The sequence below is a fragment of the Paracoccus haematequi genome (assembly GCF_900631945.1).
GTDB lineage: Bacteria > Pseudomonadota > Alphaproteobacteria > Rhodobacterales > Rhodobacteraceae > Paracoccus > Paracoccus haematequi_A.
The window spans coordinates 27,413-52,290 of record NZ_UZWE01000026.1 but is presented as its reverse complement, the minus strand read 5'-3'; the positions used below and the strand labels follow the sequence as shown (position 1 = coordinate 52,290).

The 24,878-nt window shown below is 67.2% G+C and carries 25 protein-coding genes; 17 read left to right on the top strand and 8 right to left on the bottom strand.

What is annotated here, in order from left to right; translation table 11 throughout:
- The first annotated feature begins 4 nt into the window (after positions 1-4).
- The 9 genes from cysQ to PARHAE_RS21970 all read left to right on the top strand — a co-directional run bounded on the left by cysQ (position 5) and on the right by PARHAE_RS21970 (position 8,927).
- Entirely contained in the window at positions 5-802 is a 798-nt protein-coding gene (gene cysQ / locus PARHAE_RS07260; RefSeq protein WP_126153945.1) for a 3'(2'),5'-bisphosphate nucleotidase CysQ, read from the top strand.
- A complete protein-coding gene (locus PARHAE_RS07255; protein WP_126153944.1) occupies positions 802-1,602 on the top strand; it encodes a 3-deoxy-manno-octulosonate cytidylyltransferase in 801 nt (266 codons plus the stop codon). Before cysQ ends, PARHAE_RS07255 begins: the two co-directional genes overlap by 1 nt.
- Before the next feature lie 187 nt (positions 1,603-1,789).
- Positions 1,790-2,686, top strand: a complete 897-nt coding sequence (locus tag PARHAE_RS07250; protein ID WP_126153943.1) for a UTP--glucose-1-phosphate uridylyltransferase — start codon at positions 1,790-1,792, stop codon at positions 2,684-2,686.
- A gap of 4 nt (positions 2,687-2,690) precedes the next feature.
- The gene (galE, locus tag PARHAE_RS07245; protein WP_126153942.1) at positions 2,691-3,677 is read left to right on the top strand and encodes a UDP-glucose 4-epimerase GalE; all 987 of its coding nucleotides are present in this window, start codon (positions 2,691-2,693) and stop codon (positions 3,675-3,677) included.
- Entirely contained in the window at positions 3,674-4,720 is a 1,047-nt protein-coding gene (locus tag PARHAE_RS07240) for a glycosyltransferase family 2 protein (protein ID WP_126153941.1), read from the top strand. The genes galE and PARHAE_RS07240 overlap by 4 nt, the downstream gene beginning before the upstream one ends.
- A gap of 96 nt (positions 4,721-4,816) precedes the next feature.
- Positions 4,817-5,845, top strand: a complete 1,029-nt coding sequence (locus tag PARHAE_RS07235) for a glycosyltransferase family 2 protein (protein ID WP_126153940.1) — start codon at positions 4,817-4,819, stop codon at positions 5,843-5,845.
- Positions 5,842-7,533, top strand: coding sequence for a DUF5927 domain-containing protein (locus PARHAE_RS07230; protein WP_126153939.1), 1,692 nt, complete (start codon positions 5,842-5,844; stop codon positions 7,531-7,533). Before PARHAE_RS07235 ends, PARHAE_RS07230 begins: the two co-directional genes overlap by 4 nt.
- Complete coding sequence (locus PARHAE_RS21975; RefSeq protein WP_338142920.1) at positions 7,530-8,399, top strand: hypothetical protein; 870 nt, start codon at positions 7,530-7,532, stop codon at positions 8,397-8,399. The genes PARHAE_RS07230 and PARHAE_RS21975 overlap by 4 nt, the downstream gene beginning before the upstream one ends.
- Positions 8,400-8,450: 51 nt before the next feature.
- Positions 8,451-8,927 (top strand): hypothetical protein, encoded by a 477-nt coding sequence (locus PARHAE_RS21970; protein WP_338142919.1) that lies wholly within the window; start codon positions 8,451-8,453, stop codon positions 8,925-8,927.
- Between the two features lie 123 nt (positions 8,928-9,050).
- Here the strand turns inward: PARHAE_RS21970 and PARHAE_RS07220 are convergent, their stop codons facing one another.
- Entirely contained in the window at positions 9,051-10,439 is a 1,389-nt protein-coding gene (locus PARHAE_RS07220) for a phosphohexomutase domain-containing protein (RefSeq protein ID WP_126153938.1), read from the bottom strand.
- A 141-nt stretch (positions 10,440-10,580) separates the two neighbouring features.
- On the opposite strand from PARHAE_RS07220, the gene PARHAE_RS07215 reads away from it, so the two are divergent.
- From PARHAE_RS07215 to PARHAE_RS07190, 6 genes are all read left to right on the top strand, one after another.
- A complete protein-coding gene (locus PARHAE_RS07215; RefSeq protein ID WP_126153937.1) occupies positions 10,581-10,982 on the top strand; it encodes a ketosteroid isomerase-related protein in 402 nt (133 codons plus the stop codon).
- The gene (locus tag PARHAE_RS07210; protein ID WP_126153936.1) at positions 10,979-11,563 is read left to right on the top strand and encodes a GNAT family N-acetyltransferase; all 585 of its coding nucleotides are present in this window, start codon (positions 10,979-10,981) and stop codon (positions 11,561-11,563) included. Before PARHAE_RS07215 ends, PARHAE_RS07210 begins: the two co-directional genes overlap by 4 nt.
- Positions 11,560-12,432, top strand: a complete 873-nt coding sequence (locus tag PARHAE_RS07205) for a carbon-nitrogen hydrolase family protein (protein WP_126153935.1) — start codon at positions 11,560-11,562, stop codon at positions 12,430-12,432. Before PARHAE_RS07210 ends, PARHAE_RS07205 begins: the two co-directional genes overlap by 4 nt.
- A 63-nt stretch (positions 12,433-12,495) precedes the next feature.
- Positions 12,496-12,918: an alternative ribosome rescue aminoacyl-tRNA hydrolase ArfB gene (gene arfB / locus PARHAE_RS07200; protein WP_126153934.1), complete on the top strand. Its 423-nt coding sequence runs from the start codon at positions 12,496-12,498 to the stop codon at positions 12,916-12,918.
- Positions 12,915-13,367, top strand: coding sequence for an NUDIX hydrolase (locus PARHAE_RS07195; protein WP_126153933.1), 453 nt, complete (start codon positions 12,915-12,917; stop codon positions 13,365-13,367). Before arfB ends, PARHAE_RS07195 begins: the two co-directional genes overlap by 4 nt.
- Before the next feature lie 9 nt (positions 13,368-13,376).
- Positions 13,377-14,813, top strand: coding sequence for an inorganic phosphate transporter (locus PARHAE_RS07190; RefSeq protein WP_126153932.1), 1,437 nt, complete (start codon positions 13,377-13,379; stop codon positions 14,811-14,813).
- Positions 14,814-14,822: 9 nt separating this feature from the next.
- On the opposite strand, the gene pncB is transcribed toward PARHAE_RS07190, so the two are convergent.
- Entirely contained in the window at positions 14,823-16,115 is a 1,293-nt protein-coding gene (gene pncB / locus PARHAE_RS07185) for a nicotinate phosphoribosyltransferase (protein ID WP_126153931.1), read from the bottom strand.
- Positions 16,116-16,118: 3 nt separating this feature from the next.
- Positions 16,119-16,715 carry a bifunctional nicotinamidase/pyrazinamidase gene (gene pncA / locus PARHAE_RS07180; RefSeq protein ID WP_126153930.1) on the bottom strand — a complete coding sequence of 199 codons (597 nt, stop codon included), beginning with the start codon at positions 16,713-16,715 and terminating at the stop codon, positions 16,119-16,121.
- Between the two features lie 97 nt (positions 16,716-16,812).
- On the opposite strand from pncA, the gene trhO reads away from it, so the two are divergent.
- The gene (trhO, locus tag PARHAE_RS07175; RefSeq protein ID WP_126154083.1) at positions 16,813-17,703 is read left to right on the top strand and encodes an oxygen-dependent tRNA uridine(34) hydroxylase TrhO; all 891 of its coding nucleotides are present in this window, start codon (positions 16,813-16,815) and stop codon (positions 17,701-17,703) included.
- 98 nt (positions 17,704-17,801) lie between these two features.
- Here trhO and PARHAE_RS07170 read toward each other — a convergent pair whose 3' ends face one another.
- From PARHAE_RS07170 to PARHAE_RS07150, 5 genes are all read right to left on the bottom strand, one after another.
- Positions 17,802-20,081, bottom strand: a complete 2,280-nt coding sequence (locus PARHAE_RS07170) for an NADP-dependent malic enzyme (protein ID WP_126153929.1) — start codon at positions 20,079-20,081, stop codon at positions 17,802-17,804.
- 108 nt (positions 20,082-20,189) lie between these two features.
- Positions 20,190-20,915 carry an Ntn hydrolase family protein gene (locus PARHAE_RS07165; RefSeq protein WP_126153928.1) on the bottom strand — a complete coding sequence of 242 codons (726 nt, stop codon included), beginning with the start codon at positions 20,913-20,915 and terminating at the stop codon, positions 20,190-20,192.
- Positions 20,916-21,051: 136 nt separating this feature from the next.
- The gene (locus tag PARHAE_RS07160; protein WP_126153927.1) at positions 21,052-21,894 is read right to left on the bottom strand and encodes a transglutaminase family protein; all 843 of its coding nucleotides are present in this window, start codon (positions 21,892-21,894) and stop codon (positions 21,052-21,054) included.
- The gene (locus tag PARHAE_RS07155; protein WP_126153926.1) at positions 21,894-22,850 is read right to left on the bottom strand and encodes an alpha-E domain-containing protein; all 957 of its coding nucleotides are present in this window, start codon (positions 22,848-22,850) and stop codon (positions 21,894-21,896) included. Before PARHAE_RS07155 ends, PARHAE_RS07160 begins: the two co-directional genes overlap by 1 nt.
- Positions 22,851-22,863: 13 nt before the next feature.
- Positions 22,864-24,273 (bottom strand): circularly permuted type 2 ATP-grasp protein, encoded by a 1,410-nt coding sequence (locus PARHAE_RS07150; RefSeq protein ID WP_126153925.1) that lies wholly within the window; start codon positions 24,271-24,273, stop codon positions 22,864-22,866.
- A 273-nt stretch (positions 24,274-24,546) separates the two neighbouring features.
- On the opposite strand from PARHAE_RS07150, the gene PARHAE_RS07145 reads away from it, so the two are divergent.
- Positions 24,547-24,870 (top strand): STAS domain-containing protein, encoded by a 324-nt coding sequence (locus PARHAE_RS07145; RefSeq protein ID WP_126153924.1) that lies wholly within the window; start codon positions 24,547-24,549, stop codon positions 24,868-24,870.
- The last annotated feature ends 8 nt before the right edge of the window (positions 24,871-24,878 follow it).

The following is a 24,878-nucleotide window of genomic DNA, read 5'->3' as shown; positions in this document are numbered from 1 at the left end:
GAAGATGGAATTGGAACGACTGATCGCACAGATGCGGCGCCTGGCGTTGCAGGCCGGGGCCCGGATCATGGAGATCTATCAGGCCGAGGATTTCGACGTTCGCGCCAAATCCGACGATTCGCCCGTCACCGCCGCGGACGAGGCCGCCGATGCGCTGATCTCGGCCGGGCTGTCCCAGGCCTTTCCCGACATCCCCCTGATCACCGAAGAACAGGCCGCCAGCCATGCCCGCACGGCGCAGACCTTCCTGATCGTCGATCCGCTGGACGGGACCAAGGAATTCGTGCAGCGGCGCGGCGATTTCACCGTCAACATCGCCTATGTCGAAAACGGCGTGCCGCGGCTGGGCGTCGTCTATGCCCCCGCCAAGGGGCGGCTGTTCTATACCACCGCCGACGGCCGCTCGGTCGAGGAGACGGGGCCGTTCGGGGACGAGCCGGGCCAGGTCGTGCCCATCGGCGTGAACCCGATCCCGGACAATCGCGGGCTGATGGTGGTGGCCTCGAAGTCGCATCGCGATGCGGCGACCGACGATTACATCGCCCGATATGCGGTGCGCGACATGGCCAGCGCGGGATCCTCGCTGAAATTCTGCCTGGTGGCGACCGGCGAGGCGGATCTGTATCCGCGCCTGGGCCGCACGATGGAATGGGACACGGCGGCGGGTGACGCAGTGCTGCGCGGCGCGGGCGGAGAGGTGGTGCGCTTCGACGACCACACGCCGCTGGCCTATGGCAAGCCGGGGTTCGAGAACCCGTTCTTCATCGCCTTCGCCCCAGGCGTGCTGCTGGTGAAAGCCTGATGTCGGTCCTGATCGTCATTCCCGCGCGCCACGCCTCGACCCGCTATCCGGGCAAGCCGCTGGTCGACCTGCGCGGCGCGTCCGGCCAGGCGCGCAGCCTGATCCGGCGCAGCTGGGACGCGGCCATGGCGGTGACGGGCGTCGACCGGGTGGTGGTCGCCACCGACGACGACCGAATCCGCGACCATGCGCAGGGCTTCGGCGCGCAGGTGGTGATGACCGCCACGACCTGCCGCAACGGCACCGAACGCTGCGCCGAAGCCGTGGCCAACCTGGGCCTGACGCCCGAGATCGTGGTCAACCTGCAAGGCGACGCGCCCCTGACCCCCGCCTGGTTCGTCGAGGAACTGGTGGCGGGTCTGCGCGCCGATCCGCAATCGGACGTGGCGACCCCGGTCCTGCGCTGCACCGGGCGGATGCGCGCGGACCTGATCGCCGACCGCCATGCGGGCCGGGTGGGCGGGACCACGGCGGTCTTCGGCCATGACCGGCAGGCGCTGTATTTCTCGAAGGAAGTGATCCCCTTCGCGGCGGGTCCGTTCGGCGACGACGATCCCAGCCCGGTCTTTCACCATGTGGGCGTCTATGCCTATCGCCCCCCAGCCCTTGCCGAATACGCGACCTGGGACGAAGGCCCCCTGGAACGGCTGGAGGGGCTGGAGCAGTTGCGGTTCCTGGAACGCGGCCGCCGGATCCTGTGCGTTCAGGTCGAATCACGCGGCCGGCAGTTCTGGGAACTGAACAATCCCCAGGACGTGCCGCGGCTGGAGGCGATGATGCAGGCGATGAACCTGGATTGAGATCCCGCGGTTTTCCACAATCGGCAGCATTCGCTGTAAATCCGTTCCGCTTTTCTGCGATTGCATTGGCGCCAAGTTGCCGACGCCGTTATGATGCGGCTTGCAGATGCAGCGTTTGTGGATGACTTAGCGTTAAGCTGTGTCGGGCCATTGTCCGCCGCGAAAGATCGAAAAAGGTGTCAGCACGATGACTCGTAAAGTTACCAAGGCCATCTTCCCCGTGGCTGGTCTGGGGACACGCTTCCTTCCCGCCACGAAAAGCATCCCGAAAGAGATCATGACCCTGGTCGACCGGCCCCTGATCCAATACGCGATCGACGAGGCGCGGGCCGCCGGCATCACCGAATTCATCTTCGTCACCTCTCGCGGCAAGGGCGCGCTGGAGGATTACTTCGACCACGCGCACGAACTGGAAAGCAGCCTGAAGAAATCCGGCAAGACCGAGCTTCTGGAAACCCTGCGCGGCACCAACATGGAATCGGGCGCCATCGCCTATATCCGCCAGCACAAGGCCTTGGGCCTGGGCCACGCGGTCTGGTGCGCGCGCCGCCTGCTGGCCGATGACGAACCCTTCGCGGTGGTTCTGACCGACGACGTGATCATGGGCGAACCCCCCTGCCTGCAACAGATGATCGAGGCCTATGGCGAGACTGGCGGCAGCATGGTCGCCACGATGGAGGTCGCGCCCGAAAAGGCCCAGGCCTACGGCGTCCTGGACGTGGCCGAGGATATGGGCGCCATCGTCAGGGCGCGCGGCATGGTGGAAAAGCCCCCGCTGGGCACCGCGCCGTCGAACCTGGCGGTGATCGGCCGCTATATCCTGGCGCCGACGGTGATGCAGAACCTCAACAAGCTGAAGGCCGGGTCGGGCGGGGAAATCCAGCTGACCGACGCCATCGCCGACGACATCGCGGCAGGCCGCGACGTGTTCGGCCTGCGCTTCCGGGGCCAGCGTTTCGACTGCGGATCGAAGGCGGGCTTCCTGCAAGCGACCGTGGCCTTCGGGCTCGAGCGTGACGAGCTGAAGGAAGAATTCGCCGAATACCTGCACGACATCATGTCGATGCGCCGGGCCGCCGAATAAACGCATGTCGCGAACGGTATTGGTGACAGGCGGTGCGGGCTATATCGGCTCGCACGCCTGCAAGGCGCTGGCTGCGGCGGGCTATCGGCCCGTCACGCTGGACAATCTTTCGACCGGCTGGCGCGATGCGGTGAAGTTCGGACCCTTCGTGCAGGCCGACCTGCTGGACCGGGCGGCGCTTGACGCGGCCTTCGCCGAACATCGCCCCGCCGCCGTCCTGCATTTCGCCGCCCTCAGCCAGGTGGGCGAGGCGATGGCCGAACCCGGCAAGTACTGGCGCAACAATGTCAGCGGATCGCTGAACCTGATCGAGGCCGCCATCGACGCGGGCTGCCTGGATGTCGTCTTCAGTTCCACCTGCGCGACCTATGGCGACCGCGACGGAGAGGTTCTGGACGAGGACACGCCCCAGGCGCCGCTGAACGCCTATGGCGCCAGCAAGCGCGCGATCGAGGACATGCTGGCCGATTTCGGCGCGTCCCACGGGCTGCGCTCGGTGATCTTTCGGTATTTCAACGTGGCGGGCGCCGATCCCGACGGAGAGGTCGGCGAACATCACCGCCCCGAAACCCATCTGATCCCGCTGATCCTGGATGCGGTCGACGGCAAGCGCGCGGCGCTGACGGTGCATGGCACCGACTATCCGACGCCTGACGGCACCTGCATCCGCGATTATGTGCATGTGATGGATCTGGTCGATGCGCATGTCCGGGGCCTGGAATGGCTGCGCGCGGGCAAGGCCAGCCGGGTCTTCTGCCTGGGCACCGGCGACGGTTTCTCGGTCCGCGAGGTCGTGGACGCGACCCGCCATGTCACCAACCGCCCGGTGCCGATGGTGGACGGCCCGCGCCGGGGCGGCGATGCCGTCAAGCTGGTCTGCGGCAGCACCCGGGCCAAGGCGGAGCTGGGCTGGCAGCCGCATCGGTCCACCATGAAGCAGATGATCGCGGATGCCTGGCGCTGGCATCAGAACGGCTCTTACCAGGCGTGACCGGCGGCCCGCCAGCCCTGCGGCGCGCCTGGTCGGCCTGGCGCCTGCGCTGGAAACGACGCGCGCTGCTGTGGCGCTGCCTGCGCGCGGGCCGTGACCTGATCCCCCTGGCGGATCGCACTGCGGCGATCCGCCCCGGCGACATCCTGTGTTTCGCGGCTATCCGCAACGAAATCCTGCGCCTGCCCGAATTCCTGCATCATTACCGCAGGCTGGGCGTCGCGCATTTCCTGATCGTCGACAATGCCAGCACCGATGGCAGCGACCGCCTGCTGCGCGACCAGCCCGACGTGTCGCTGTGGCAGGCGCCCGGCAGCTATCGCGCGGCGCGGTTCGGGATGGACTGGCTGGGCGCGCTGCTGTTCGGGCACGGCCACGGCCATTGGTGCCTGACCGTCGATGCAGACGAGTTGCTGATCTATCCCGATTGGGACCGCCGCCCGCTGCCGCACCTGGCCGCGCACCTGGACGCCGCCCGCCGCCCGGCGATGGGGGCGATGATGCTGGATCTGTATCCGCGCGGCCCGCTGGACCGGGCCGAGGCCGGACCGCAGGCGCCCCTGGCCGACCGGCTGCCCTGGTTCGATCCCGCCCCCTATCGCTGCCGCGTGATGTCGCCCAGGCGCAACCGCATCCTGCATGGCGGGGTCCGCGAACGGGTGTTCTTTCCCGGCGAGCCGGACCGGGGACCGACGCTGAACAAGCTGCCTCTGGTGCGGTGGAACCGGCGCTATGTCTATGTCAACTCGACTCACTCGCTGCTGCCGCCCCGGCTGAACGACCAATATGACGGCCCCGGCGATCCGCGCCTGTCCGGGGTGCTGCTGCATGGCAAGTTCCTGCCCGACAGCGCCGCCCGCGCCGCCGAGGAACTGGTCCGGCGGCAGCATTTCGTCGATCCGGACGGCTATCGCCCCTATCATCGCGCCGTCGCGGCGGCGCCGGTCCTGTGGCATGGCGGATCCGTCCGATATTCCGGCTGGCGGCAGTTGCTTGACCTGCGGCTGATGGGCCGAGGAGCATGGCTGTCGTCCGACGGTTGAAGGGGCGATCAACGCTCTTGCCAAATGCGTGTATTCGACGCATTCGGGCATCATGACAGGCAGGCGTCAGGGTGGGGATCGGCAGGGGTGGCGGCGATGCGGGGCCTAGGCGGGCATCCCCTGGTCGGCCGCCTGCGCCGCCGTGCGGAACGCCAGCGCCTGATCGCGCGCGGCATCCTGGGCGGCGGTGCCCTGCGCGCGCTGTCGGACCGCACCCGCCGGATCGGGCCGGGCGACATTCTGTGCCTTGTCACCCTGCGCGACGAACGCGCGCGTCTGCCCTGGTTCCTGGATTATTATCGTGGGCTGGGGGTGCGCCACTTCCTGATGGTGGACAACGACAGCAGCGACGGCGGCGCCGATTACCTGCGCGCCCAGCCCGACGTGTCGCTGTGGTGGACCGATGCCAGCTACAAGGCCGCGCGATTCGGCATGGACTGGATGAACGCGCTGCTGCGGCGCCATGGCCGGGGGCACTGGTGTCTGACGGTCGATCCCGACGAATTCCTGGTCTATCCGCATATGGATCAGCGTCCGCTGACGGCGCTGACAAGCTGGCTGGAGTCGGCCGGGCGGCGGTCCTTTCCGGCGATGCTGCTGGACATGTATCCCAAGGGCCCGATCGAGGAGGCCCTCTGCGCCCAAGGCCAGGACCCCTTCGCGGTCGCCCGCTGGTTCGATCCGGCCAATTATTCGATCCAGAAGAACGCCTATTTCGGCAACCTGTGGATCCAGGGCGGACCCCGCAGGCGGGCGTTCTTTTCCCATGACCCGCTGGCCAGCCCGGCGCTGAACAAGATCCCGCTGGTGAAATGGGACGCGCGCTATGCCTATGTCAGTTCGACCCACATGCTGCTGCCGCGCGGCCTGAACCTGGTCTATGACGAGGACGGGGGCGAGCTGATCTCGGGCTGTCTGCTGCACGCCAAGTTCCTGTCCAGCTTCGCCGCCAAGTCGGCCGAGGAACTTGATCGGCGGCAGCATTACGGCGACAGCCGGGAATACCGCGCCTATCACGACGGCCTGCATCGGGGCGCAGACCTGTGGTGCAGCGAATCGCGCGAATACCGCGACTGGCGGCAGTTGGAGGATCTGGGCCTGATCTCTCGCGGGAACTGGGCATGACGGCGGCGGTGCGCCTGGGGGTGGTGGTGCTGTGCCATGGCGATCTGGACCTGGTCGCGCGGCTGGCGCGCATCTGGGCGGATGGCGGCGCGCGGGTGGCGGTCCATGTCGATGCCAAGGTCTCGGCCGCGCGGCTGGGGGGACTGCGCAGGGCTTTGGCCGAGTGCGGCGACATCATCTTCGTCGCCCGCCGCCACCGCTGTTCCTGGGGCCGCTTCAGCCTGGTGCGGGCCACCCAGGACGCGGCGACGGACCTGCTGGCGCGCTTTCCCGACACGACCCATGTCTATCTGGCCTCGGGCGCCTGTCTGCCGCTGCGGCCCATTGCCGAACTGACCGCCTATCTGGCCGCCGATCCCGACCGCGACCATATCGAAAGCGTCAGCAGCCGGGATGTCGGCTGGACCGTCGGCGGCCTGAGCCATGAACGCTTCACCCTGTTCTTCCCCTTCGACTGGAAGCGCCGCCGCTGGCTGTTCGACCGCTTCGTCGCCTGGCAGCGCCGGCGCGGGATCTGCCGCCGGATGCCCTCTGGACTGTCGCCGCATCTGGGGTCGCAGTGGTGGTGCCTGACCGCGCGGACCCTGCGCGCCATCCTGGAGGATCCGCGGCGCGCAGAATTCGACCGCTTCTTCCGCTTCACCTGGATCCCGGACGAAAGCTATTTCCAGACGCTGGTGCGCCGCCATTCGGCCCAAGTGGAAAGCGGGTCGCTGACCATGGCCAAGTTCGACCATACCGGGCGGCCCTATCTTCTGTATGACGACCATCTCGACATGCTGGCCGATTCGCGCTGTTTCGTCGCCCGCAAGATCTGGCCGGGGGCGTCGCGGCTGCTGTCGCGTTTTCCGCTGCCGGTCGACGGCCGGCCGCGGGTCGATCCGCCGCAACCGGCGCGGATGTCGCGGATCATCGACCAGACGGTGCGCCGCCGCGTCCTGGGGCGGCCGGGGCTGTACATGCAAAGCCGCTTTCCCCGCAAGGACGCCGAAAACGGCAAGACCTCGGCCCCCTATGCGGTCATCCAGGGGCTGACCGACATCTTCCCGGATTTCGAGGGCTGGCTGCGCGGGCATCTGTCCTGCGATGTCCACGGCCACCTGTTCGGACCCGAAGGCGTCGAATTCGCGGGCCGCCCGCGCATCGGGCCGGGGGCGATCTCGGCCGATCCGCGGATCCGCGACCGCGATCCGCAGGGCTTCCTGACCTCGCTGATCCGCATCACCGACCGGATGCAGGTGTTCCAGTTCAGCCCGCGCGACAACCAGGCGCTGAACTGGTTCATCGCCACCGACCCCAATGCGCATATGCTGGTCGTGACCGGCGCCTGGAAGCTGCCGCTGCTGCATTCGGGGATGCCCTTCGACGACGTGCGCCGGGTCTTCGCGCAGTTGCAGCGGATCGAGCTGGAACAGCTAGATGTGCTGAATTCGCTGTGGGTTCGCGCCCGGCTGCATCATCACGACCTGGGCGAATTCCTGCGCCATCCCCTGCCGATCCTCCAGGATGTCCTGTTGCAGATCGACCCGCATTCCGTGCCCGTGGCGGCGCTGCCCGCGATGCGCGACCCGACCGGCCTGGACGGGATGCTGCGCCGGTTGCGCAATTCTGGCCTGCGGCCCCGCCTGACCGGCGAGGATCTGCCCGCCGCCGATCTGCCGATCACCGAAAGGACAGCCGCCGAATGACCCAGGGCTTTCGCAGCTTCGTCATCTTCGCCGGGATGCGCACCGGGTCCAATCTGCTGGAGGCGACGCTGAACGCCGTGCGGGGCGTCACCTGCTTTGGCGAGGCGTTCAACCCCTATATGATGGGTTGGCCCGACAAGGACGAGATGCTGGGCGTCACCCGCGCCGCGCGCGAGGCCGATCCGCTGCCCCTGCTGGCGCGGCTGACCGACAAGCCGGGCCACCTGCCGGGCTTCCGCTATTTCCACGACCACGATCCCCGCGTGCTGGAGCCGGTCATCGCGGACCGGGCCTGCGCCAAGATCATCCTGACGCGCAATCCGCTGGACAGTTATGTCTCGACCCGTCTGGCCTGGGAGACCAACCAGTGGAAGCTGAACGAATCCGAGGTGCCGATCCCGGCGCGCATCACCTATGACGGCGAGGAATTCCGCAGGATGCTGTCCGCGGCCGAGGATTTCAGGCGCCATGTAGCCGGCCGGTTGCAGGCGACCGGGCAGGCGGCCTTCCATCTGGATTACGAGGATCTGCGCGATGCCGGGGTGATGACCGGGCTGCTGCACTGGCTGGGCCGGACCGATCTGGAGCGGGTAGAGCCGGCGCGCGATCAGGTGCCGCAAAACCCGCAGGAACTGGCGCAGAAGGTCACCAATTTCGACTCCATGCAGGACGACCTGCGCGGTATCGACCCGTTCGGGCTGCATCGCATCCCCCATTTCGAACCCCGGCGCGGCCCCGCCGTGCCCAGCTTCCTGGCTGCCGATGCGGGCCGGGGGCTGCTGTTCATGCCGGTCAGGGGGGGACCGGGCCGGGCGATCCGCGACTGGCTGGCGGCGCTTGGCCCGGTCGAGGGCGCCTTTACCTAATCCGGCCTGCGACAATGGAAACGCGCCCGTCCCGGCCATCGTAGCTTCACCGTGCTGCGCCACCCCCTGCTGCGGGCCTGGGACGCCTTCGATCACCTGCTGACGCGCGGCAAGCCCGAAGAGCGCGAGGTGCTGCGTGGCTTGCATCGCGTGTCCCTGCCGCCTGACGATGCGCTGTCGCGGCTGGCCCGAGACGATCGTGTCGCCATTTTCGCCGATTTCCTGGGTTTCCTGCGCCGCAATCTGAATGGCCAGACCTCGTTGCCGACCCAGCCGATCTGGGCCAGCCAAAGCGAGGTTCTGTCAGGCTTCGCCCGCTTCGCCGTCCCCGACATGCTGGTCCGCGAAGATCGGCTGGCCGAGGATTTGCGCCATCTGGCGCGCGCGACCGGACTGTCGGACGCCGACCCGGACGCCGTGACGCCCGCCCCCATCCCGGATGCGCTGCGCGATCCCCGGCTGGCCGAGGCCGCGCAGGCGGCATACCTGCGCGATTATATCGCCTTCGGCTTCGGTCTGATGCCCTAGCCGCCCGTTTTCATCTTCGCCCAAACATCCCGCGGGCTTCCGAAAGACCGGAAAAAGGTCCGGTGGACCTTACAGCGAAGGAGGGGCAGGTCTAAAGCGGGGGGCACGCGACGCCACCAGCGGCTACGCCTGCAACAACGCCGCCAGTTCCGCCTGCTTTTCGCGGACCAAAGCCGCGTCGCCGTCGGATTCCAGGTTCAGCCGCACCACGGGTTCGGTGTTCGACTTGCGCAGGTTGAAGCGCCAGGTGCCGAAATCCAGCGACACGCCGTCCAGGTCGTCGCGGCTTTCGGCCTGCGGTTCGTATTTCGCGATCAGTCGGGCGATCGCCGCGTCGGGATCGTCGATGTGATAATTCGTTTCGCCCGAGGACGGGTACAGCCGCATCCGTTCTTCCAGCAGCTCGGCCAGCGTCTGGCCCTTGCGCGACAGCAGTTCGATCATCAGCAACCAGGGGATCATGCCGCTGTCGCAGTAATAGAAGTCGCGGAAATAATGGTGGGCCGACATCTCTCCGCCATAGATCGCACCCACGTCGCGCATCTTGCGCTTGATGAAGGCGTGGCCGGTCTTGCTGACCACGGCCTCGCCGCCCGCTTCCTCGATCATGGCGCGGGTGTTCATGATCACGCGGGGGTCGTGGACGATCTTTTCGCCGGGGCTTTTCTCAAGGAAGGCTGCGCCCAGCAGGCCGACGATATATTCGCCGGGGATGAAGCGGCCGTTCTCGTCGAAGAAGAAGCAGCGGTCGAAATCGCCGTCCCAGGCGACGCCCAGATCAGCGTCCTCGGCCTTGACCTTCTCGACCGTGACGGGCTGGTTCTCGGGCAGCAGCGGGTTCGGGATGCCGTTCGGGAAGCTGCTGTCGACGTTATGATGCATCCGCACGAAGGTCAGCGGCGCGCCCCGCTTTTCCAGCTCGGCCGCGATGGCGTCGAAGGTTGGTCCCGCCGTACCGTTTCCGGCGTTCACCACGATCTTCATCGGCTTCAGGACCGAGACATCGACGAAATCCGCCATTGCCTTGGCGTATTCCGCGCGGGCATGGCTGAAATCGGTGACGCTGCCCTTTTCGGCGGGCGCAAAGACGCCGCTGGCCGCCAGTTCCACGATCGGGGGCAGTTCGGTGGCCGGATCCAGCGGGGCCGATCCGCGCCCGACGATCTTCATGCCGTTGTAGTTGATCGGGTTGTGGGACGCCGTAACCTCGATCCCGCCATCGGTGTCGTGGAAGCCGGTGTGGAAATAGACCTCCTCGGTCCCCGCCAGGCCCAGATCCAGCACGTCGGCGCCGCCATCGGTCAGCCCCTCGATCAGCGCGGCCGCCAGTTCGGGCGAGGTCTCGCGGCTGTCGCGGCCCACCACGACGCGCTTGGCCCCCCGCGCCTGCGCAAAAGCCCGGCCGATCCGATAGGCCACGTCCGCGTCAAGATTCTTGCCCAGTTCGCCCCGAACGTCATAGGCCTTGAAGCAGGTGATCTCGCGATGGCCAAGGTTGCCTTTGTCGCTCATGGGGTAAATCCTTGCTGAACTTCGAACAGACCAAGCGCTAGCAGGACGCCATGGAATTTCAAGGCGCATCTGGTCCTTCTGATCTAGGTGACGCGAAACGCGAAGGACGCTAGAACCGTTCCCGACCAAGGAGGGATGCCGATGGACACCAAGACGCTGATCGCCGCCTATTACGACGCCTTCAACGCGGGCCGCACGGATGAGATGCTGGCCCTGCTGCATGACGACGTAGAGCACCATGTCAACGAAGGCGGCATCCGCAAGGGCAAGGCGCTGTTTGCGGATTTCAACCGCCACATGACCGACAGCTACAAGGAGAGCCTGACCGACATGGTGATCTTCGCCAATGAGGCGGGCGACCGCGCGGCGGCGGAATTCGTGGTGAACGGCACCTATCTGAAGACCGACGAGGGCCTGCCCGAGGCGAAGGGCCAGACCTATCGCCTGCCCGCCGGGACGTTCTTCACCATCCGCGACGGCAGGATCGCGCGGGTCACGACCTATTACAACCTGGCCGACTGGACGCGGCAGGTCAGCCAATGACGGTCACGACGCGCGTCCTGACCGGCGAGGCGCTTGGCGCGGCGCTGGAAGACGTCGCGCGTCTGCGGATCCGGGTGTTCCACGATTTCCCCTATCTTTATGACGGGGATCAGGATTACGAACAGGATTACCTGCGCGCCTATCAGTCGCCCGGCGCGGTTGTCGTGGCGGCGATGGACGGCGCCCGCGTGGTGGGGGCCGCGACCGGGGCGCCGATGGTCGATCACGCCGCCGATTTCGCCGCCGCCTTCGAGGACCGGCCGGAACCGCTGGACCAGATCTTCTATTGCGCGGAATCGGTGCTGTTGCGAGAGTATCGCGGCCAGGGCATCGGCCATGCTTTCTTCGACGCGCGCGAGGCCCATGCCCGCGCCTTGGGCCTGACCTTCAGCGCCTTTTGCAGCGTGATCCGCCCCGCCGACCACCCGGCCCGGCCCGCCGATTACCGCCCCCTGGACGATTTCTGGCGCAAGCGCGGCTATGCGCCGCTGCCTGGCGTCATCGCCCGGTTTTCGTGGAAGGATCTGGGCGAGGCGGCGGAGACCGAGAAGCCCCTGCAATTCTGGATGCGCCCGCTATGAGAATCGCCGCCGCCGCCTATCCGGTCGACTGGTTCGGCAGCTTCGCCGATTACCGGGCCAAGCTGACCCGCTGGGTCGCGGATGCGGCGGACGCCGACCTGCTGGTCTTTCCCGAATATGCCGCGATGGAGCTTGCGTCCCTGGGCGGGCCGGAGGTGGCAGGCGATCTGGAAGCATCCTTGCACGAGGTCGCCCGGCATTGGCCGCAGGTCCAGGCGCTGCATGTCGACCTTGCGGCACGGCATGGCTGCCATATCCTCGGCGCCTCGGGTCCGGTCTTCGACGGCCCGCGCCCGGTCAATCGCGCGGTGCTGTATGGACCGCAGGGCGTCATCGGCCATCAGGACAAGCAGATCATGACCCGGTTCGAGCGCGAGGACTGGGATGTGGTGGGCGCCCCGGGCCTGCGGGTCTTCGACACGGCCCTGGGCCGGATCGGCGTCCTGATCTGCTATGACAGCGAATTTCCGTTGCTGGGCCGGGTGCTGGCTCAGGCGGGGGCGGAACTGTTGCTGGTGCCAAGCTGCACGGATACGGTCGCGGGCTTTTCCCGCGTGCGGATCGGCGCGATGGCGCGGGCGCTGGAAAGCCAATGCGTGGTGGTCCAGGCGCCCACGGTCGGAGCCTGCGACTGGATGCCCGCGCTGGACGAAAACCGGGGCCGGGCGGCGATCTATGGCCCGCCGGACGGGTTCTGGCCGGAAACCGGCATCATCGCCGAAGGCCCGATGGATCAGCCGGGCTGGGTGATGGCCGATGTCGATCTGGCCCGCGTAGGCGACAGCCGCCGCAACGGCGCGGTCCTGCCCTTCGCCCATTGGCCCGAAAGCGAAGGCGCACGCCTGACGGGTACGGAAACCATTTCTTAAACAATTCGTTTTATTCATCGACGGCGCTGGTCACGGCGCCTTTCCGTGCCATATTCCGCAGCTATGCTGCATATCACAGACACCATCACCATCGAGGAGTGGGAGCTGACCGAACAGTTCACCAGATCCCAGGGACCGGGCGGGCAGAACGTCAACAAGGTCGAAACCGCGGTCGAACTGCGGTTCGAAGCCGCGCGCTCGCCCAACCTGTCCGATGCGGTCAAGCGCCGACTGGAACGGCTGGCGGGGCGGCGTTGGACACGCGACGGCGCGGTGGTGATCCTGTCGCAGGAAACCCGCAGTCAGGCGCGGAACCGGGAAATCGCGCGCGACCGGATGGCCGACTTGATCCGGCGCGCGACCGAGGCTGCCCGGCCCAGGGTCGCGACCAAGCCGACCTGGGGCAGCCAGCAGCGCCGCCTGAAGGCCAAGGCCACCAGGGGGGAAGTCAAGGCCCTGCGCGGCAGGGTAGAGGAGGGGGAATGAACGCGATCCGCCAGTCGCTGGGCCTGCTGATCGGGCGGCGGCCGCCTGCCTTGCAGGTCGGCGCGGTCTGCCGCTGCACCAGGACCGGCGATGTCGTCCTGATCACCAGCCGCGGAACCGGGCGCTGGGTGATTCCGAAGGGCTGGCCGATGGAGGGCAAGAGCCTGCCTGCCGCCGCCGCCACCGAGGCCTGGGAGGAAGCGGGGGTCGAGGGGCGGGTGCAGGACGCCGAACTGGGCCGCTATCGCTATGACAAGGAACAGGATCGGGGCTTTTCCGTCCCCATCGAGGTTCGCGTCTTCCTGCTGGAGGCCGACCGCCAGCGCGCCGATTTCCCCGAGGCGAAGCAGCGCAAGCGCCGCTGGTTCGCCCCGGCCGACGCCGCACGCCTGGTTGCGGAACGAGGCCTGCGGGAAATCCTGCTTGCATTGCCGCCGATACCCGGCTGACAACGGGGCATGAGGCCGCCCGACCGCCAATTCGATGTTCTTGACCGGGATCTGCGTCGGATCACCGTCGCGGAATCCGCCCAGTTCCATGCCGTCCGTCCGGTCCTGCGGCTGGGCGCGGGTATCCTGCTGGCGGTATCGCTGATCTTCCTGGCGCTCGGGATCACGGGCCAGCAACCCGGCCTGGTCCTGGTCGGCGCGGGCCTGATCGTGGCGGGCTGGCTGGGTCTGTCGATCGGTGCGAACGACATCGCCAACTCGCTTGGTCCGGCGGTGGGGGCGGGCGCCATCGCCATCGGGCCGGGCCTTGCGCTGGTGGCGGCGGCCGAGATCGCGGGCGCGACGCTGGCAGGCCATGTCGTCACGCATCGCCTGGCCGAGGGGATCGTGGACGTCCGTGTGCTGACCGGCGCGGGCGGGCAGATCGTGATGCTGGCCGCGCTGATCGCGGCGGCGGGCTGGATCACGGTCGCGACGGGGGCGAACCTGCCGGTCTCGACCTCGCATTCCATCGTGGGCGCGATTGCCGGATCCGGGCTGGCGGCGGCCGGGTCGGCGGCGGTGTCCTGGGGCGGCATCGCGATGATGGCGCTGGCCTGGATCCTGACACCCATGGCCGCCGCGATCCTGGCCGGGGTTCTGCTGGCGCTGCTGCGCATCAAGGTGGCCGAGGCGCCGGATCGCAGCCGCGCTGCCCGTGCCTGGCTGCCGCCGCTGATCGGCGCCATGGTCGGGCTGTTCACGGCCTATGTCGCCACCCTGGTTCCCGTCCTGTCGCTGCGGCTTCCCCAGGCGCTGCTGCCCGGCGCGGCGGCGGGCCTGGCGGCGATGCTGCTGATGCGCCGCCGCGTCGGGCAGGTCCTGGCCGAGGCGGGGGGCGACCGGCCCGGCATGAAGCGGATTCTGCGCCAGCCGCTGTTGTTCGCGGCCGTGATGATGGCCTTTGCCCATGGCGCGGGCGATGCGGGCAACGTGGCGGGGCCGCTGCTGGTCATCCTGTCGCCGCCGCACCGCGATCCCTTGCCCGTCCCGCTGCTGCTGCTGGCCCTGGCGGGCACCGCCATCGCCCTGGGCGCCCTTCTGTTCGGGCGTCGGCTGGTCGGCGTCATCGGCGAGGGGATCACCCGGCTCAACCCGGCCCGCGCCTTCTGCATCACGCTGGCGACGGCGATGATCGTGCTGTTCGCCTCGGGCTGGGGGCTGCCGGTGTCCTCGACCCATGTCGCGGTGGGCGGGGTCTTCGGCGTGGGCTTCGTGCGAGAGATGCTGGACCGCCGCGCCGACCGCCGTCGCGCGGCCCTGCCGGCCGAGGAACGGCAAAGGCGCCAGCTGATCCGCCGCAGCCATGTGGCGACGATCACCGTGGCCTGGGTCGTGACGGTGCCGATCACCGCGCTGCTGGGCGGGCTGTGCTGCCTGGCGATGCTGTGGTTGATGGGGGCCTGAGGAGGCGCGTTACACCACCACGTCCATCCGCGCCTGGTTGTCCACGCCGAAGACCCGGCGATAGCGGGCGATCTCGTCCGCCGGGCCGGTCGCCTTGGCGGGATTGTCCGACAGCTTGACCGTCGGGCGGCCGTTGGCCGAGACCGCCTTGCAGACCAGGCTGAAGGGCGCCAGCCCGTCGCCCGCGACCAGGCCCCGGAAATCGTTGGTCAGCAGCGTGCCCCAGCCGAAGCTAACCTTGACCCGGCCATGGAATTGGTGGTGCAGCTCGACGATCTTCTTCACGTCCAGCCCGTCTGAAAAGATCACCAGCTTCTGGCGCGGATCCTCGCCCCGGTCCTGCCACCAGCGGATCGCGGTTTCCGCGCCCGCCGCCGGATCGCCGCTGTCGATGCGGATCCCCGTCCAGCCCGCCAGCCAGTCGGGCGCGCCTTTCAGGAAACCTTCGGTTCCGTAGGTGTCGGGCAGGATCATGCGCAGGTTGCCGTCATGCTCCTCGTGCCAGTCGGCCAGAACCTCATAGGGGGCGCGCCGCAGATCCTCGTCCGTTTCGGCAAGCGCGGCATAGACCATCGGCAGTTCATGGGCATTGGTGCCGATCGCCTCGATATCGCGGCGCATGGCGATCAGGCAGTTCGAGGTGCCGGTGAAGCGTTCCCCCAGGCCCTCGATCATGGCCTGGACGGCCCAGTCCTGCCACAGGAAGCTGTGGCGCCGCCTTGTGCCGAAATCGGCGATGCGCAGGTCGGGCAGGGTACGCAGGATCTCGATCTTTTCCCACAGCCGGGTCATGGCGCGGGCATAGAGAACCTGCAATTCGAATCGGCCCAGCGTCGTCAGGACGGCGCGCGAGCGCAATTCCATCAGGATGGCAAGCGCGGGAATTTCCCACAGCATCACCTCGGGCCAGCGGCCCTCGAAGGTCAGTTCGTACTGGCCGTCGCGCTTTTCCAGCTGATAGGGGGGCAGGCGCAGGTTTTCCAGGAACTCCATGAAATCGGGGCGGAACATCTGGCGCTTGCCATAGAAGGTGTTGCCCCGCAGCCAGGTGGATTCGCCCCGCGTCAGCGACAGGCCGCGAACATGGTCCAGCTGTTCGCGCAGCTCTCCCTCGTCGATCAGGTCGGCCAGGCGGATGCGGGTGGTCCGGTTGATCAGGCTGAAACGGACCGTAGTGTCGGGCCGGTTGCGAAAGATCGACTGGCACATCAGCAACTTGTAGAAGTCGGTGTCGATCAGCGACCGGACGATCGGGTCGATCTTCCATTTGTGGTTATAGACGCGGGTGGCGATATCGGCCATCGGTCACTCCAGGTTGACGCCGGCGGCGCGCATGTCGGCGCGGGCTCGGTCGCGGCTGCCGTCCAGGTCGATGGCGCGGGTGGCGGATTCGATCACGGTGGCGGCAAAGCCCAGTTTCGCGGCGTCGACCGCGCTCCAGGCGACGCAGAAATCATGGGCAAGGCCGACGAAGGACAGGTCGGAAAGCCCCCGGTCGCGCAGGTATCCGGCCAGGCCAGTGGGGGTCTGACGGTCGTTTTCGAAGAAGGCGGAATAGCTGTCGATGGCGGGCCGGAAGCCCTTGCGGATCACCAGGTCGGCGCGGGACAGATCCAGACCAGGGTGGAAATCGGCGCCCGGCGTGCCGATCACGCAATGGCGGGGCCACAGCACCTGCGGCCCATAGGGCATGTCCGTCACGCTGAACGGCGCCGCGCCCGGATGGTTGGCGGCGAAGCTGGCGTGATCGGCGGGATGCCAGTCCTGGGTCAGCACCACCGCGTCGAAACCGGCCATCAGCGCATTGATGGGGCCCACGATGGTATCGCCGCCCGTCACCGCAAGGGCGCCGCCGGGGCAGAAATCGGCCTGCATGTCGATGACGATCAGGGCGCGTGCCATCCCATCCCCCTTGCTGCACGGTGGACCATGCCTAGGAACTGCCGCGGCCGGGGTCAATGGCTTGCAAGGCCGCAGGATGCTGGCTATGGCCGCCCCCATGCTGATCGTCGCTGCGCTGTATCATTTCACCAGGATGCCCGACCCCGCCGCCTTTCGGGCGCCGCTGGCCAAGCTGGCCTGCGGCCATGGCGTCAAGGGCACCCTGCTGCTGGCGCCCGAGGGGATCAACGGCACCATCGCCGGAACGCGGGCGGGCGTCGATGCGGTGCTGGCCCATATCCGCGCCCTGCCGGGCTGCGCGGATATGGAGTGGAAGGAAAGCCCGACCGACCGGATGCCCTTCGGCAAGATGAAGGTGCGGCTGAAGCGGGAAATCGTGACGATGGGCCAGCCCGATGTCGATCCCCGCGCCTCGGTCGCCCATTACGTCGAACCGGCCGACTGGAACGCGCTGATCAGCGCCCCGGACGTGGCCGTGATCGACACCCGCAACGATTACGAGGTCGAGATCGGCACCTTCGCGGGCGCTGTCGATCCCGGCACCCGGTCGTTCCGCGACTTTCCCGCCTGGTGGCAAGCCAACGCGGCCCGGTTCGCGGGAAAGCGCGTGGCGATGTTCTGCACCGGCGGCATCCGCTGCGAGAAATCGACGAACTATCTGCTGTCTCAAGGGGTCGATCAGGTGTTCCATCTGAAGGGCGGAATCCTGAAATATCTGGAACAGGTGCCCGAGGATGACAGCCTGTGGCGGGGCGAATGCTTCGTCTTCGACCGGCGCGTCAGCCTGACCCACGGCCTGCGGCCGGGCCGCCACGGGCTTTGCCACGCGTGCCGCCGCCCGCTGGCGCCCGAGGATCGCCAGCGTCCCGAATACGAGGATGGCGTCTGCTGCCACCGCTGCATCAAGGAATATTCCCCGGACGACCGCGCCCGCTTCCGCGAACGCCACCGGCAGTTCGGCCTGGCGGCAGCGCGCAAGCCCGACTGACCGCGACGGTTCCGCCAAGGCAAAGGACGCATCTCCTCTTTGCCTTGGTTCAAATATCCCGGGGGAAATCGCCGCAGGCGATTGGGGGCAGCGCCCCCTTACTTGCCCCGGCCCAGGCCCCCCGCCGCGATCGCCGCCATGTTCAGGATGTCGTTCACGGTCGAGGTCGTGGAACAGATCTGGATCGCCTGCGGCACCCCGGTCAGGATCGGGCCGATCACCGTCGCCCCCGCCATTTCCTGCAACAGCTTCACGCTGATCGACGCCGAATGGCGCGCGGGCACCACCAGGACATTCGCCGGTCCGGTCAGGCGGCTGAAAGGATAGCGGGCCATGGATTCCGGGTTCAGCGCCACATCGACGGTCATTTCCCCTTCATATTCGAAATCAGCGCCCCGGCGGTCCAGAACCTCGGTCGCCTTGGCCATCTTCACGGCCCGTTCGCTGACCGGATAGCCGAAGTTCGAGAACGACAGGAAGGCCACGCGCGGCTCAAGCCCCAGCCCGCGCGCGACGGCGGCGCCGCGGGTGGCGATGTCGGCCAGATCCTCGGCCTCGGGCCATTCATGGACCAGCGTGTCGCCGATCATCACGATGCGGCCCTTGTGCAGCACGGCGGTGATGCCCACCGCGCCGTCCTGCGGGCGCAGGTCGAAGACCGTTCCCAGTTGCGCCAGCACCGGGGCGTTCTTGCGGGTCGCGCCGGTGACAAGCCCGTCGCCATGCCCATGCGCCAGCATCAGCGCGGCGAAGACGTGGCGGTCGCGGTTGGCCAGCTTGTGCGCGTCCTCGCGGTCCACGCCCTTGCGTTGCAGGCGCGCATAGAGGAATTCGTGATAGGCATCCAGGTGCCGCGAATTGGCGGCGTTGACCACGGTCAGTTCGCGCACCGCGTCGGCAAGACCCGCCGTCTCCAGCTTTTCCTTCACATCGGCCTCGCGACCGACGACCAGGGCCTGGCCCATGCCGCCGCGCTGCCAGGCGACGGCGGCGCGCAGCACGCGCGGGTCGTCGCCCTCGGCGAAGATCATGCGGGCCTGGCTCTGGCGGGCGCGGGCGTGGATGCCTTGCAGGATGGCGGCGGTTGGGTCCATGCGGTTCTTCAGCGACTGGACGTAACCCTCCATGTCGATGATCGGGCGGCGGGCCACGCCGGTCTCCATCCCCGCCTGCGCGACGGCGGGCGGCACCACATGGATCAGGCGCGGATCGAAAGGCGTCGGGATGATGTAGTCGCGGCCGAATTGCAGCTTGCGCCCGTAAGCCACGGCGACTTCGTCCGGGACATCCTCGCGCGCCAGCTTCGCAAGCGCCTCGGCGCAGGCGATCTTCATCTCGTCGTTGATGGCGCGGGCATGGATGTCCAGCGCGCCGCGGAACAGATAGGGAAAGCCCAGGACGTTGTTCACCTGGTTGGGATAGTCGCTGCGGCCTGTGGCGACGATGGCGTCGGGGCGGACGGCATGGGCTTCCTCGGGGGTGATCTCGGGATCGGGATTGGCCATGGCGAAGATCACCGGGTTGTCGGCCATCGAGGCCACCATGTCCTGCGTCACCGCGCCCTTGGCCGAGACGCCCAGGAACACGTCGGCGCCCTTCATGGCGTCCTCCAGCGTGCGGGCCTCGGTCACGACCGCATGGGCCGATTTCCACTGGTTCATGCCCTCGGTCCGGCCCTGCCAGATGACGCCCTTGGTGTCGGCCATGATGCAGTTCTCGTGCCGCGCGCCCATGGATTTCAGCAGTTCCAGGCAGGCGATCCCGGCGGCGCCCGCGCCGTTCAGGACGATCTTCACATCCTCGATCTTCTTGCCCGACAGTTCCAGCGCGTTCAGCAGGCCCGCCGCGCAGATCACCGCCGTGCCGTGCTGGTCGTCGTGAAAGACCGGAATGTCCATCAGCTCCTTCAGGCGCTGCTCGATGATGAAGCATTCGGGCGCCTTGATGTCTTCCAGGTTCACGCCGCCGAAGGTCGGACCCATCAGGCGCACGGCGTTGATGAATTCGTCCGCGTCCTCGGTGTCCAGTTCGATGTCGATGGCGTTCACGTCGGCAAAGCGCTTGAACAGCACCGCCTTGCCCTCCATCACCGGCTTCGAGGCCAGCGCCCCCAGGTTTCCCATCCCCAGGATGGCGGTGCCGTTCGAAATCACCGCGACCATGTTGCCCTTGACGGTATAGTCATAGGCGGTCTCGGGCCGGTCGGCGATGGCCTGGACCGGCACGGCGACTCCTGGCGAATAGGCCAGCGACAGGTCGCGCTGCGTGGTCATGGGGGTCGAGGCCACCACCTCGAATTTCCCCGGACGCGGCTCCATGTGATAGGCTAGGGCCTCCTCGGGCGTGACGCGGGCGCTGCGGGGGGTCTTGTCGGACATTCTGTTCCTCCGGGGATGGTGGACCCGTTTAACGTCGCGTCATCTCCGGCTCAACCGCCTTCGCGGGCAAATCTGTGTTGCCGGGGCGGGCGGGAATGCCGCCGCCGGTCAGAGCTGGATATTGACGAAGCTGTCGCGCAGGGCGGCGGACCAGGCCGCGCTCATCCGCGCGAAATCGGCATCGCCGTCCAGAATACGGCGGCGGGTGGTGATCGCGCAGGCGCCCTGTTCGATGATCGCCAGATCCAGCGGCATTCCGACCGACAGGTTCGACCGCAGCGTCGAATCCATCGACAGCAGAACGGCCTTCTGCGCGTCCGTTAGGCTGGTCGCGGGGGTTACCACCCGGTCCAGGATCGGCTTGCCGTATTTGTGTTCGCCGATTTGCAGGAAGGGCGTGTCCTCGGTCGCTTCGATGAAGTTGCCCTCGGGATAGATCAGGTACATGCGCATGTCCCCGCCCTGGCGCTGGCCGGCGACGATCATGCTGGCCGAAGCCTGCTGGCGCAGGTCGCGGCACTGCTCGGCGATCTCGCGGCGGGTGCGCGCCAGCGTGTCGCCGATGATGGTCGCGACCTGCAACATCGTCTGCGCCTTCATGATCGAGGTCGTCTCGTCCGCCATCTCGTCATGGATGGCCTCGTTCAGGCGCGCCAGCGTGGTCTGGGTGACCGACAGCGACCCGGCGGTCATCACCACGACGGCGCGTTCGCCCGGCTCCTCGAAGAAGAACATCTTGCGATAGCAGGCGATGTTGTCCAGGCCCGCATTGGTGCGCGTGTCCGACAGCAGCACCAGTCCGGCATTCAGCTTCAAGCCGACGCAATAGGTCATGGCTGCGTCTTCCCCGTCATGATCGCGGGCAATCTAGAGGCGTCGCCACGCTGCCGCAATCGGTCCTTTTGCCTTGGTCCAAATATCCGCGGGGGAGTCCGCCCTGGCGGACGGGGGCGGCAGCCCCCCGTTCTTGTCAGCTTTGCGTCTGGCTCTGGCTCTGGGTCTGGAAGCGTTCCACTTCCTCGACATTGACGGCCACATCCAGCGTCTCGATCCCCTGGCCTGCCGCGATTCCCCGGATCGGCGCGGCGTCCAGGGCGTCCAGCCCCGATCCCAGCCGGACATAGCGTTCGTCGGGGCAGCAGCGGTTCGCGGGGTCGAAACCGACCCAGCCCAGACCCTGGACATGGATTTCAGCCCAGGCATGGGCGGCCTCATGCGCCTCGCCCCCGGCGGTGCTGTGCAGATAGCCCGAGACATAGCGCGCGGGCAGGTCGCGCAGTCGGGCCACCGCGATCAGCGCATGGGCGTGGTCCTGACAGACGCCTTCGCCCTGGGCCAAGGCCTCGGCGGCGGTGGTGTGGAATTCCGTCCGCCCCGGCCGATAGGCGATGGCCTCGGACACCGCCGCCGACAGGCGATGCGCCAGGCCCAGCGGATCCGAGGCATCCGTCACGCCGGCCGCCAGATCCCGCAGCGCCGCGTCTGCCCTGGTCGCCACCGTGTCGCGCAGATAGGCCAGCGGATGGATCAGTTCGCGATGCCCGCGCAGCACGCCCGCGGTATCGCGCGTCTCGACACGCCCGGATGTGGCGACGACGACCTCCTCGGTCGGGCCGCGCACGGTCCAGCCCTCGATCCAGTCGCCCGCGCCATCGCGAAAACCGGGGCCGCGAATGCCGCCCGACACGTCGATCACCCAATCATGGGTCCGCTGCCCTTCGAAGACCGAGGGCGTCAGCCGCAGGCTTTGGACCAGGTTCCTGACCGGCAGGTCATAGCGGTAAACCGTCTGATGAACGATGCGCAGCTTCATCACGACCCTCCCAGCAGGTAATCTTCGTGGACCAGGGTCGAAATCGTGCCGATTTCCCCGATGAACCAGGTCAGGAATTCGTGCAACCCTTCGTCGAAGATCATGTCGATGTCATGCGCCTGCAACCGGCCCAGCACCTCGCGCGCCTTGTCGCGGGCGTTGGTCGGCACGGTGTCGCCATAGCGCTTGGCGATGCCTTCCAGGTTCCAGACCGCCTCGTACAGCGCAGTGATCAGCGACCGGGGGCTTTCGCCGTTCAGGATCAGGAAATCCGCGACCCTGCCTGCCGTGATGTCGCCGCCATAGGCCCAATGATAGGACCGATGCGCCGACAGCGCCCGCAGGATCACCTGCCATTGATAGGTGTCCAGCCCCGATCCCACGAACTCGATCCGGGGCAGCAGGACATAGTATTTCACGTCCAGCAGCCGCGCCGTGGCGTCCGCGCGTTCCAGGCCATAGCCCAGGTTCATGAAATGCCAGCCGTCGTTGCGCAGTTGCGTGGCGTTGATCGCGCCCCGCACGGTCGAGGTGTGGCTGGTCGTCACATCGGTCAGCGAGGCCGTGTCCAGCTTGTCGCGCGGCGTCCGTTCGAGCTGCCGCAGATCCTGATAGGCCATGTTCAGCGCGTCCCAGACCTGGCTGGTCAGGGCGGTGCGCACGATGCGCCCGGCTTCGCGCGCCTTTTCGATGCAGGACATCACCGATGACGGGTTCTCTCGGTCGAAGAAAATGAACTCCTCGATGTTTTCCTGGCTGATCTCGCCGTATTTCTGGGCGAACAGGTCGGCTGACCCGGACGCCTGCAACAGCGAATTCCATTCGTTCTGATAGCCCGAGGCGGTGTTGGGCAGCAGCGTGATCCGCTGGCCCACATCCAGCAGGCGGGCGGCGGTGTCGGCGCGTTCCAGGTGGCGGCCCATCCAGAATAGGTTGGCGGCGGTGCGGCTGAGCATGTGCGTCCCCTTCCTATTCCGACAGAACCCAGGTGTCCTTGACGCCCCCGCCCTGCGACGAATTGACGACAAGGCTGCCTTCGCGCAACGCCACGCGGGTCAGCCCGCCCGGCACCAGTTCGATCCGGTCGCCGCACAGGCAATAGGGGCGCAGGTCGACATGGCGCGGCGCCAGTCCCTCGGCCACGAAGGTCGGGCAGGTGGACAGCGCCAGCGTCGGCTGGGCGATATAGTTGCCGGGATCAGCCTGGATCTTGGCGCGGAAGGCCTCGATCTCGTCTTTCGTGGATTTCGGCCCGACCAGCATCCCGTAGCCACCCGATCCGTGGACCTCCTTCACCACCAGATCGGCCAGGTTTTCCATGACGTATTTGTAGTCGTCGTCCTTCCACAGCGTCCAGGTCTGGACATTCTGCAACAGCGGCTCCTCGCCCAGATAGAACCGGACCATTTCCGGCACGAAGGTATAGATCGCCTTGTCGTCGGCCACGCCCGCGCCCGGCGCCGAACAGATCGACACGCCCCCGGACCGATAGACATCCATCAGCCCCGGCACGCCCAGCATCGAATCGGGGCGGAAGCACAGCGGGTCCAGGAAGGGGTCGTCGATGCGGCGATAGATCACGTCCACGCGCTTCGGCCCCTGGGTGGTGCGCATATAGACGAATTCGCCGTCCACGAACAGATCCTGTCCCTCGACCAGCTCGACGCCCATCAGGTTGGCCAGGAAGCTGTGTTCGTAATAGGCGCTGTTGAAATGGCCGGGCGTCAGGACCACGCAGGTGGGCCGGTCGTGGCATTTCGCGGGGGCCACCGATTCCAGCGTGCGGCGCAGCAGGTCGGGATACTGGTCCACCGGCTCGATCCGGTTGCCCCGGAACAGGCCGGGGAACATCCGCATCATGATTTCCCGGTTCTCCAGCATGTAGCTGACGCCCGACGGCGTGCGGCAGTTGTCCTCCAGCACGTAGAACTGGTCCTTGGCGGTGCGCACCAGGTCGATGCCGATGATGTGGGAATAGACGCCGCGCGGCGGGACGACGCCGACCACGGCCTTCTCGTAGGCCTCGTTCTGATAGACCAGCCGGGCGGGGATGCGGCCGGCGCGCACGATCTCGGCCCGGCCATAGACATCGCGCAGGAAGGCGTTCAGGGCGCGGGCGCGCTGCTTGATGCCGCGTTCCAGCTTGCGCCATTCGGCCTGTTCGAAGACGCGGGGCATCATGTCGAAGGGGATCAGCCGGTCGGGGTCGCCGCCTTCGCCATAGACCGCGAAGGTGATGCCGATGCGGCGGAACAGGGCTTCGGCCTCGGCCTGCTTCATCTGCCGGAAATCCGCCGGCATCGTCTCGACCCATTGGCTGAGCCGTGCATAAGGGTCGCGAACCTGCGATCCCTCATACATCTCGTTGTAATACGTCATAGATCCCACCCGCTAAAACCGGACCCTTCGCGGGCCTCTTCCTGACAATGATCAGAGACGGATTTTCCCAAGTCCACAGAGGAATAGCCTGCCCTGCGCGAAAGTTCCGCAGATCGGGATCACGCCTTGGGCAGGAACGGGCGCGTGCACCGGCATCTGCCGCTGTTTTGGGCAGGATGAATGCGGACCGACGGGGTGTTACGGGGCGGGGCGGCGCTTACCGGATGGTAACCTTTTTCCTTTAGGCCTGACCGGACAGCGCAGAGGACCGACATGCCCATATTGATCGTCAACGAAGCCGACGCCGAACTGATCGTCACCATCCAGGATGCGCGCATCGACGCGGCCATCGCCACCCGGTTCAAGGACCGGCTGCGCGAAATCGTGCTGCGGGGCCGCAAGCCGGTGCGCCTGGACATGCGGCGCGTCGATTTCATGGACAGCTCGGGCCTGGGGGCGATGATCGCGGTGCGCAAGGCGCTGCCCGAATCGCTGCCCCTGGTGCTGGAGGGGCTGACCCCGAACGTCGAACGCGTGTTCCGCCTGACCCGGATGGACAGCGTGTTCGACATCCGGCCCGCCCCGCAACAGGAATAGCATCCGCG

Excerpts from the sequence above, each read along its gene's own strand:
- PARHAE_RS07190 (WP_126153932.1), top strand. The coding sequence starts at position 13,377 with ATGAGGCCGCCCGACCGCCAATTCGATGTTCTTGACCGGGATCTGCGT.
- PARHAE_RS07170 (WP_126153929.1), bottom strand. The coding sequence starts at position 20,081 with ATGTCCGACAAGACCCCCCGCAGCGCCCGCGTCACGCCCGAGGAGGCC.
- pncA (WP_126153930.1), bottom strand. The coding sequence starts at position 16,715 with ATGGCACGCGCCCTGATCGTCATCGACATGCAGGCCGATTTCTGCCCC.
- galE (WP_126153942.1), top strand. The coding sequence starts at position 2,691 with ATGTCGCGAACGGTATTGGTGACAGGCGGTGCGGGCTATATCGGCTCG.
- PARHAE_RS07255 (WP_126153944.1), top strand. The coding sequence starts at position 802 with ATGTCGGTCCTGATCGTCATTCCCGCGCGCCACGCCTCGACCCGCTAT.
- PARHAE_RS07230 (WP_126153939.1), top strand. The coding sequence starts at position 5,842 with ATGACGGCGGCGGTGCGCCTGGGGGTGGTGGTGCTGTGCCATGGCGAT.
- PARHAE_RS07210 (WP_126153936.1), top strand. The coding sequence starts at position 10,979 with ATGACGGTCACGACGCGCGTCCTGACCGGCGAGGCGCTTGGCGCGGCG.
- cysQ (WP_126153945.1), top strand. The coding sequence starts at position 5 with ATGGAATTGGAACGACTGATCGCACAGATGCGGCGCCTGGCGTTGCAG.
- PARHAE_RS07195 (WP_126153933.1), top strand. The coding sequence starts at position 12,915 with ATGAACGCGATCCGCCAGTCGCTGGGCCTGCTGATCGGGCGGCGGCCG.
- PARHAE_RS07165 (WP_126153928.1), bottom strand. The coding sequence starts at position 20,915 with ATGACCTATTGCGTCGGCTTGAAGCTGAATGCCGGACTGGTGCTGCTG.
- PARHAE_RS07220 (WP_126153938.1), bottom strand. The coding sequence starts at position 10,439 with ATGAGCGACAAAGGCAACCTTGGCCATCGCGAGATCACCTGCTTCAAG.
- PARHAE_RS07145 (WP_126153924.1), top strand. The coding sequence starts at position 24,547 with ATGCCCATATTGATCGTCAACGAAGCCGACGCCGAACTGATCGTCACC.
- PARHAE_RS07155 (WP_126153926.1), bottom strand. The coding sequence starts at position 22,850 with ATGCTCAGCCGCACCGCCGCCAACCTATTCTGGATGGGCCGCCACCTG.
- PARHAE_RS07160 (WP_126153927.1), bottom strand. The coding sequence starts at position 21,894 with ATGAAGCTGCGCATCGTTCATCAGACGGTTTACCGCTATGACCTGCCG.
- PARHAE_RS07235 (WP_126153940.1), top strand. The coding sequence starts at position 4,817 with ATGCGGGGCCTAGGCGGGCATCCCCTGGTCGGCCGCCTGCGCCGCCGT.
- pncB (WP_126153931.1), bottom strand. The coding sequence starts at position 16,115 with ATGGCCGATATCGCCACCCGCGTCTATAACCACAAATGGAAGATCGAC.
- arfB (WP_126153934.1), top strand. The coding sequence starts at position 12,496 with ATGCTGCATATCACAGACACCATCACCATCGAGGAGTGGGAGCTGACC.
- PARHAE_RS07215 (WP_126153937.1), top strand. The coding sequence starts at position 10,581 with ATGGACACCAAGACGCTGATCGCCGCCTATTACGACGCCTTCAACGCG.
- PARHAE_RS07250 (WP_126153943.1), top strand. The coding sequence starts at position 1,790 with ATGACTCGTAAAGTTACCAAGGCCATCTTCCCCGTGGCTGGTCTGGGG.
- PARHAE_RS07150 (WP_126153925.1), bottom strand. The coding sequence starts at position 24,273 with ATGACGTATTACAACGAGATGTATGAGGGATCGCAGGTTCGCGACCCT.
- PARHAE_RS07205 (WP_126153935.1), top strand. The coding sequence starts at position 11,560 with ATGAGAATCGCCGCCGCCGCCTATCCGGTCGACTGGTTCGGCAGCTTC.
- PARHAE_RS21975 (WP_338142920.1), top strand. The coding sequence starts at position 7,530 with ATGACCCAGGGCTTTCGCAGCTTCGTCATCTTCGCCGGGATGCGCACC.
- trhO (WP_126154083.1), top strand. The coding sequence starts at position 16,813 with ATGCTGATCGTCGCTGCGCTGTATCATTTCACCAGGATGCCCGACCCC.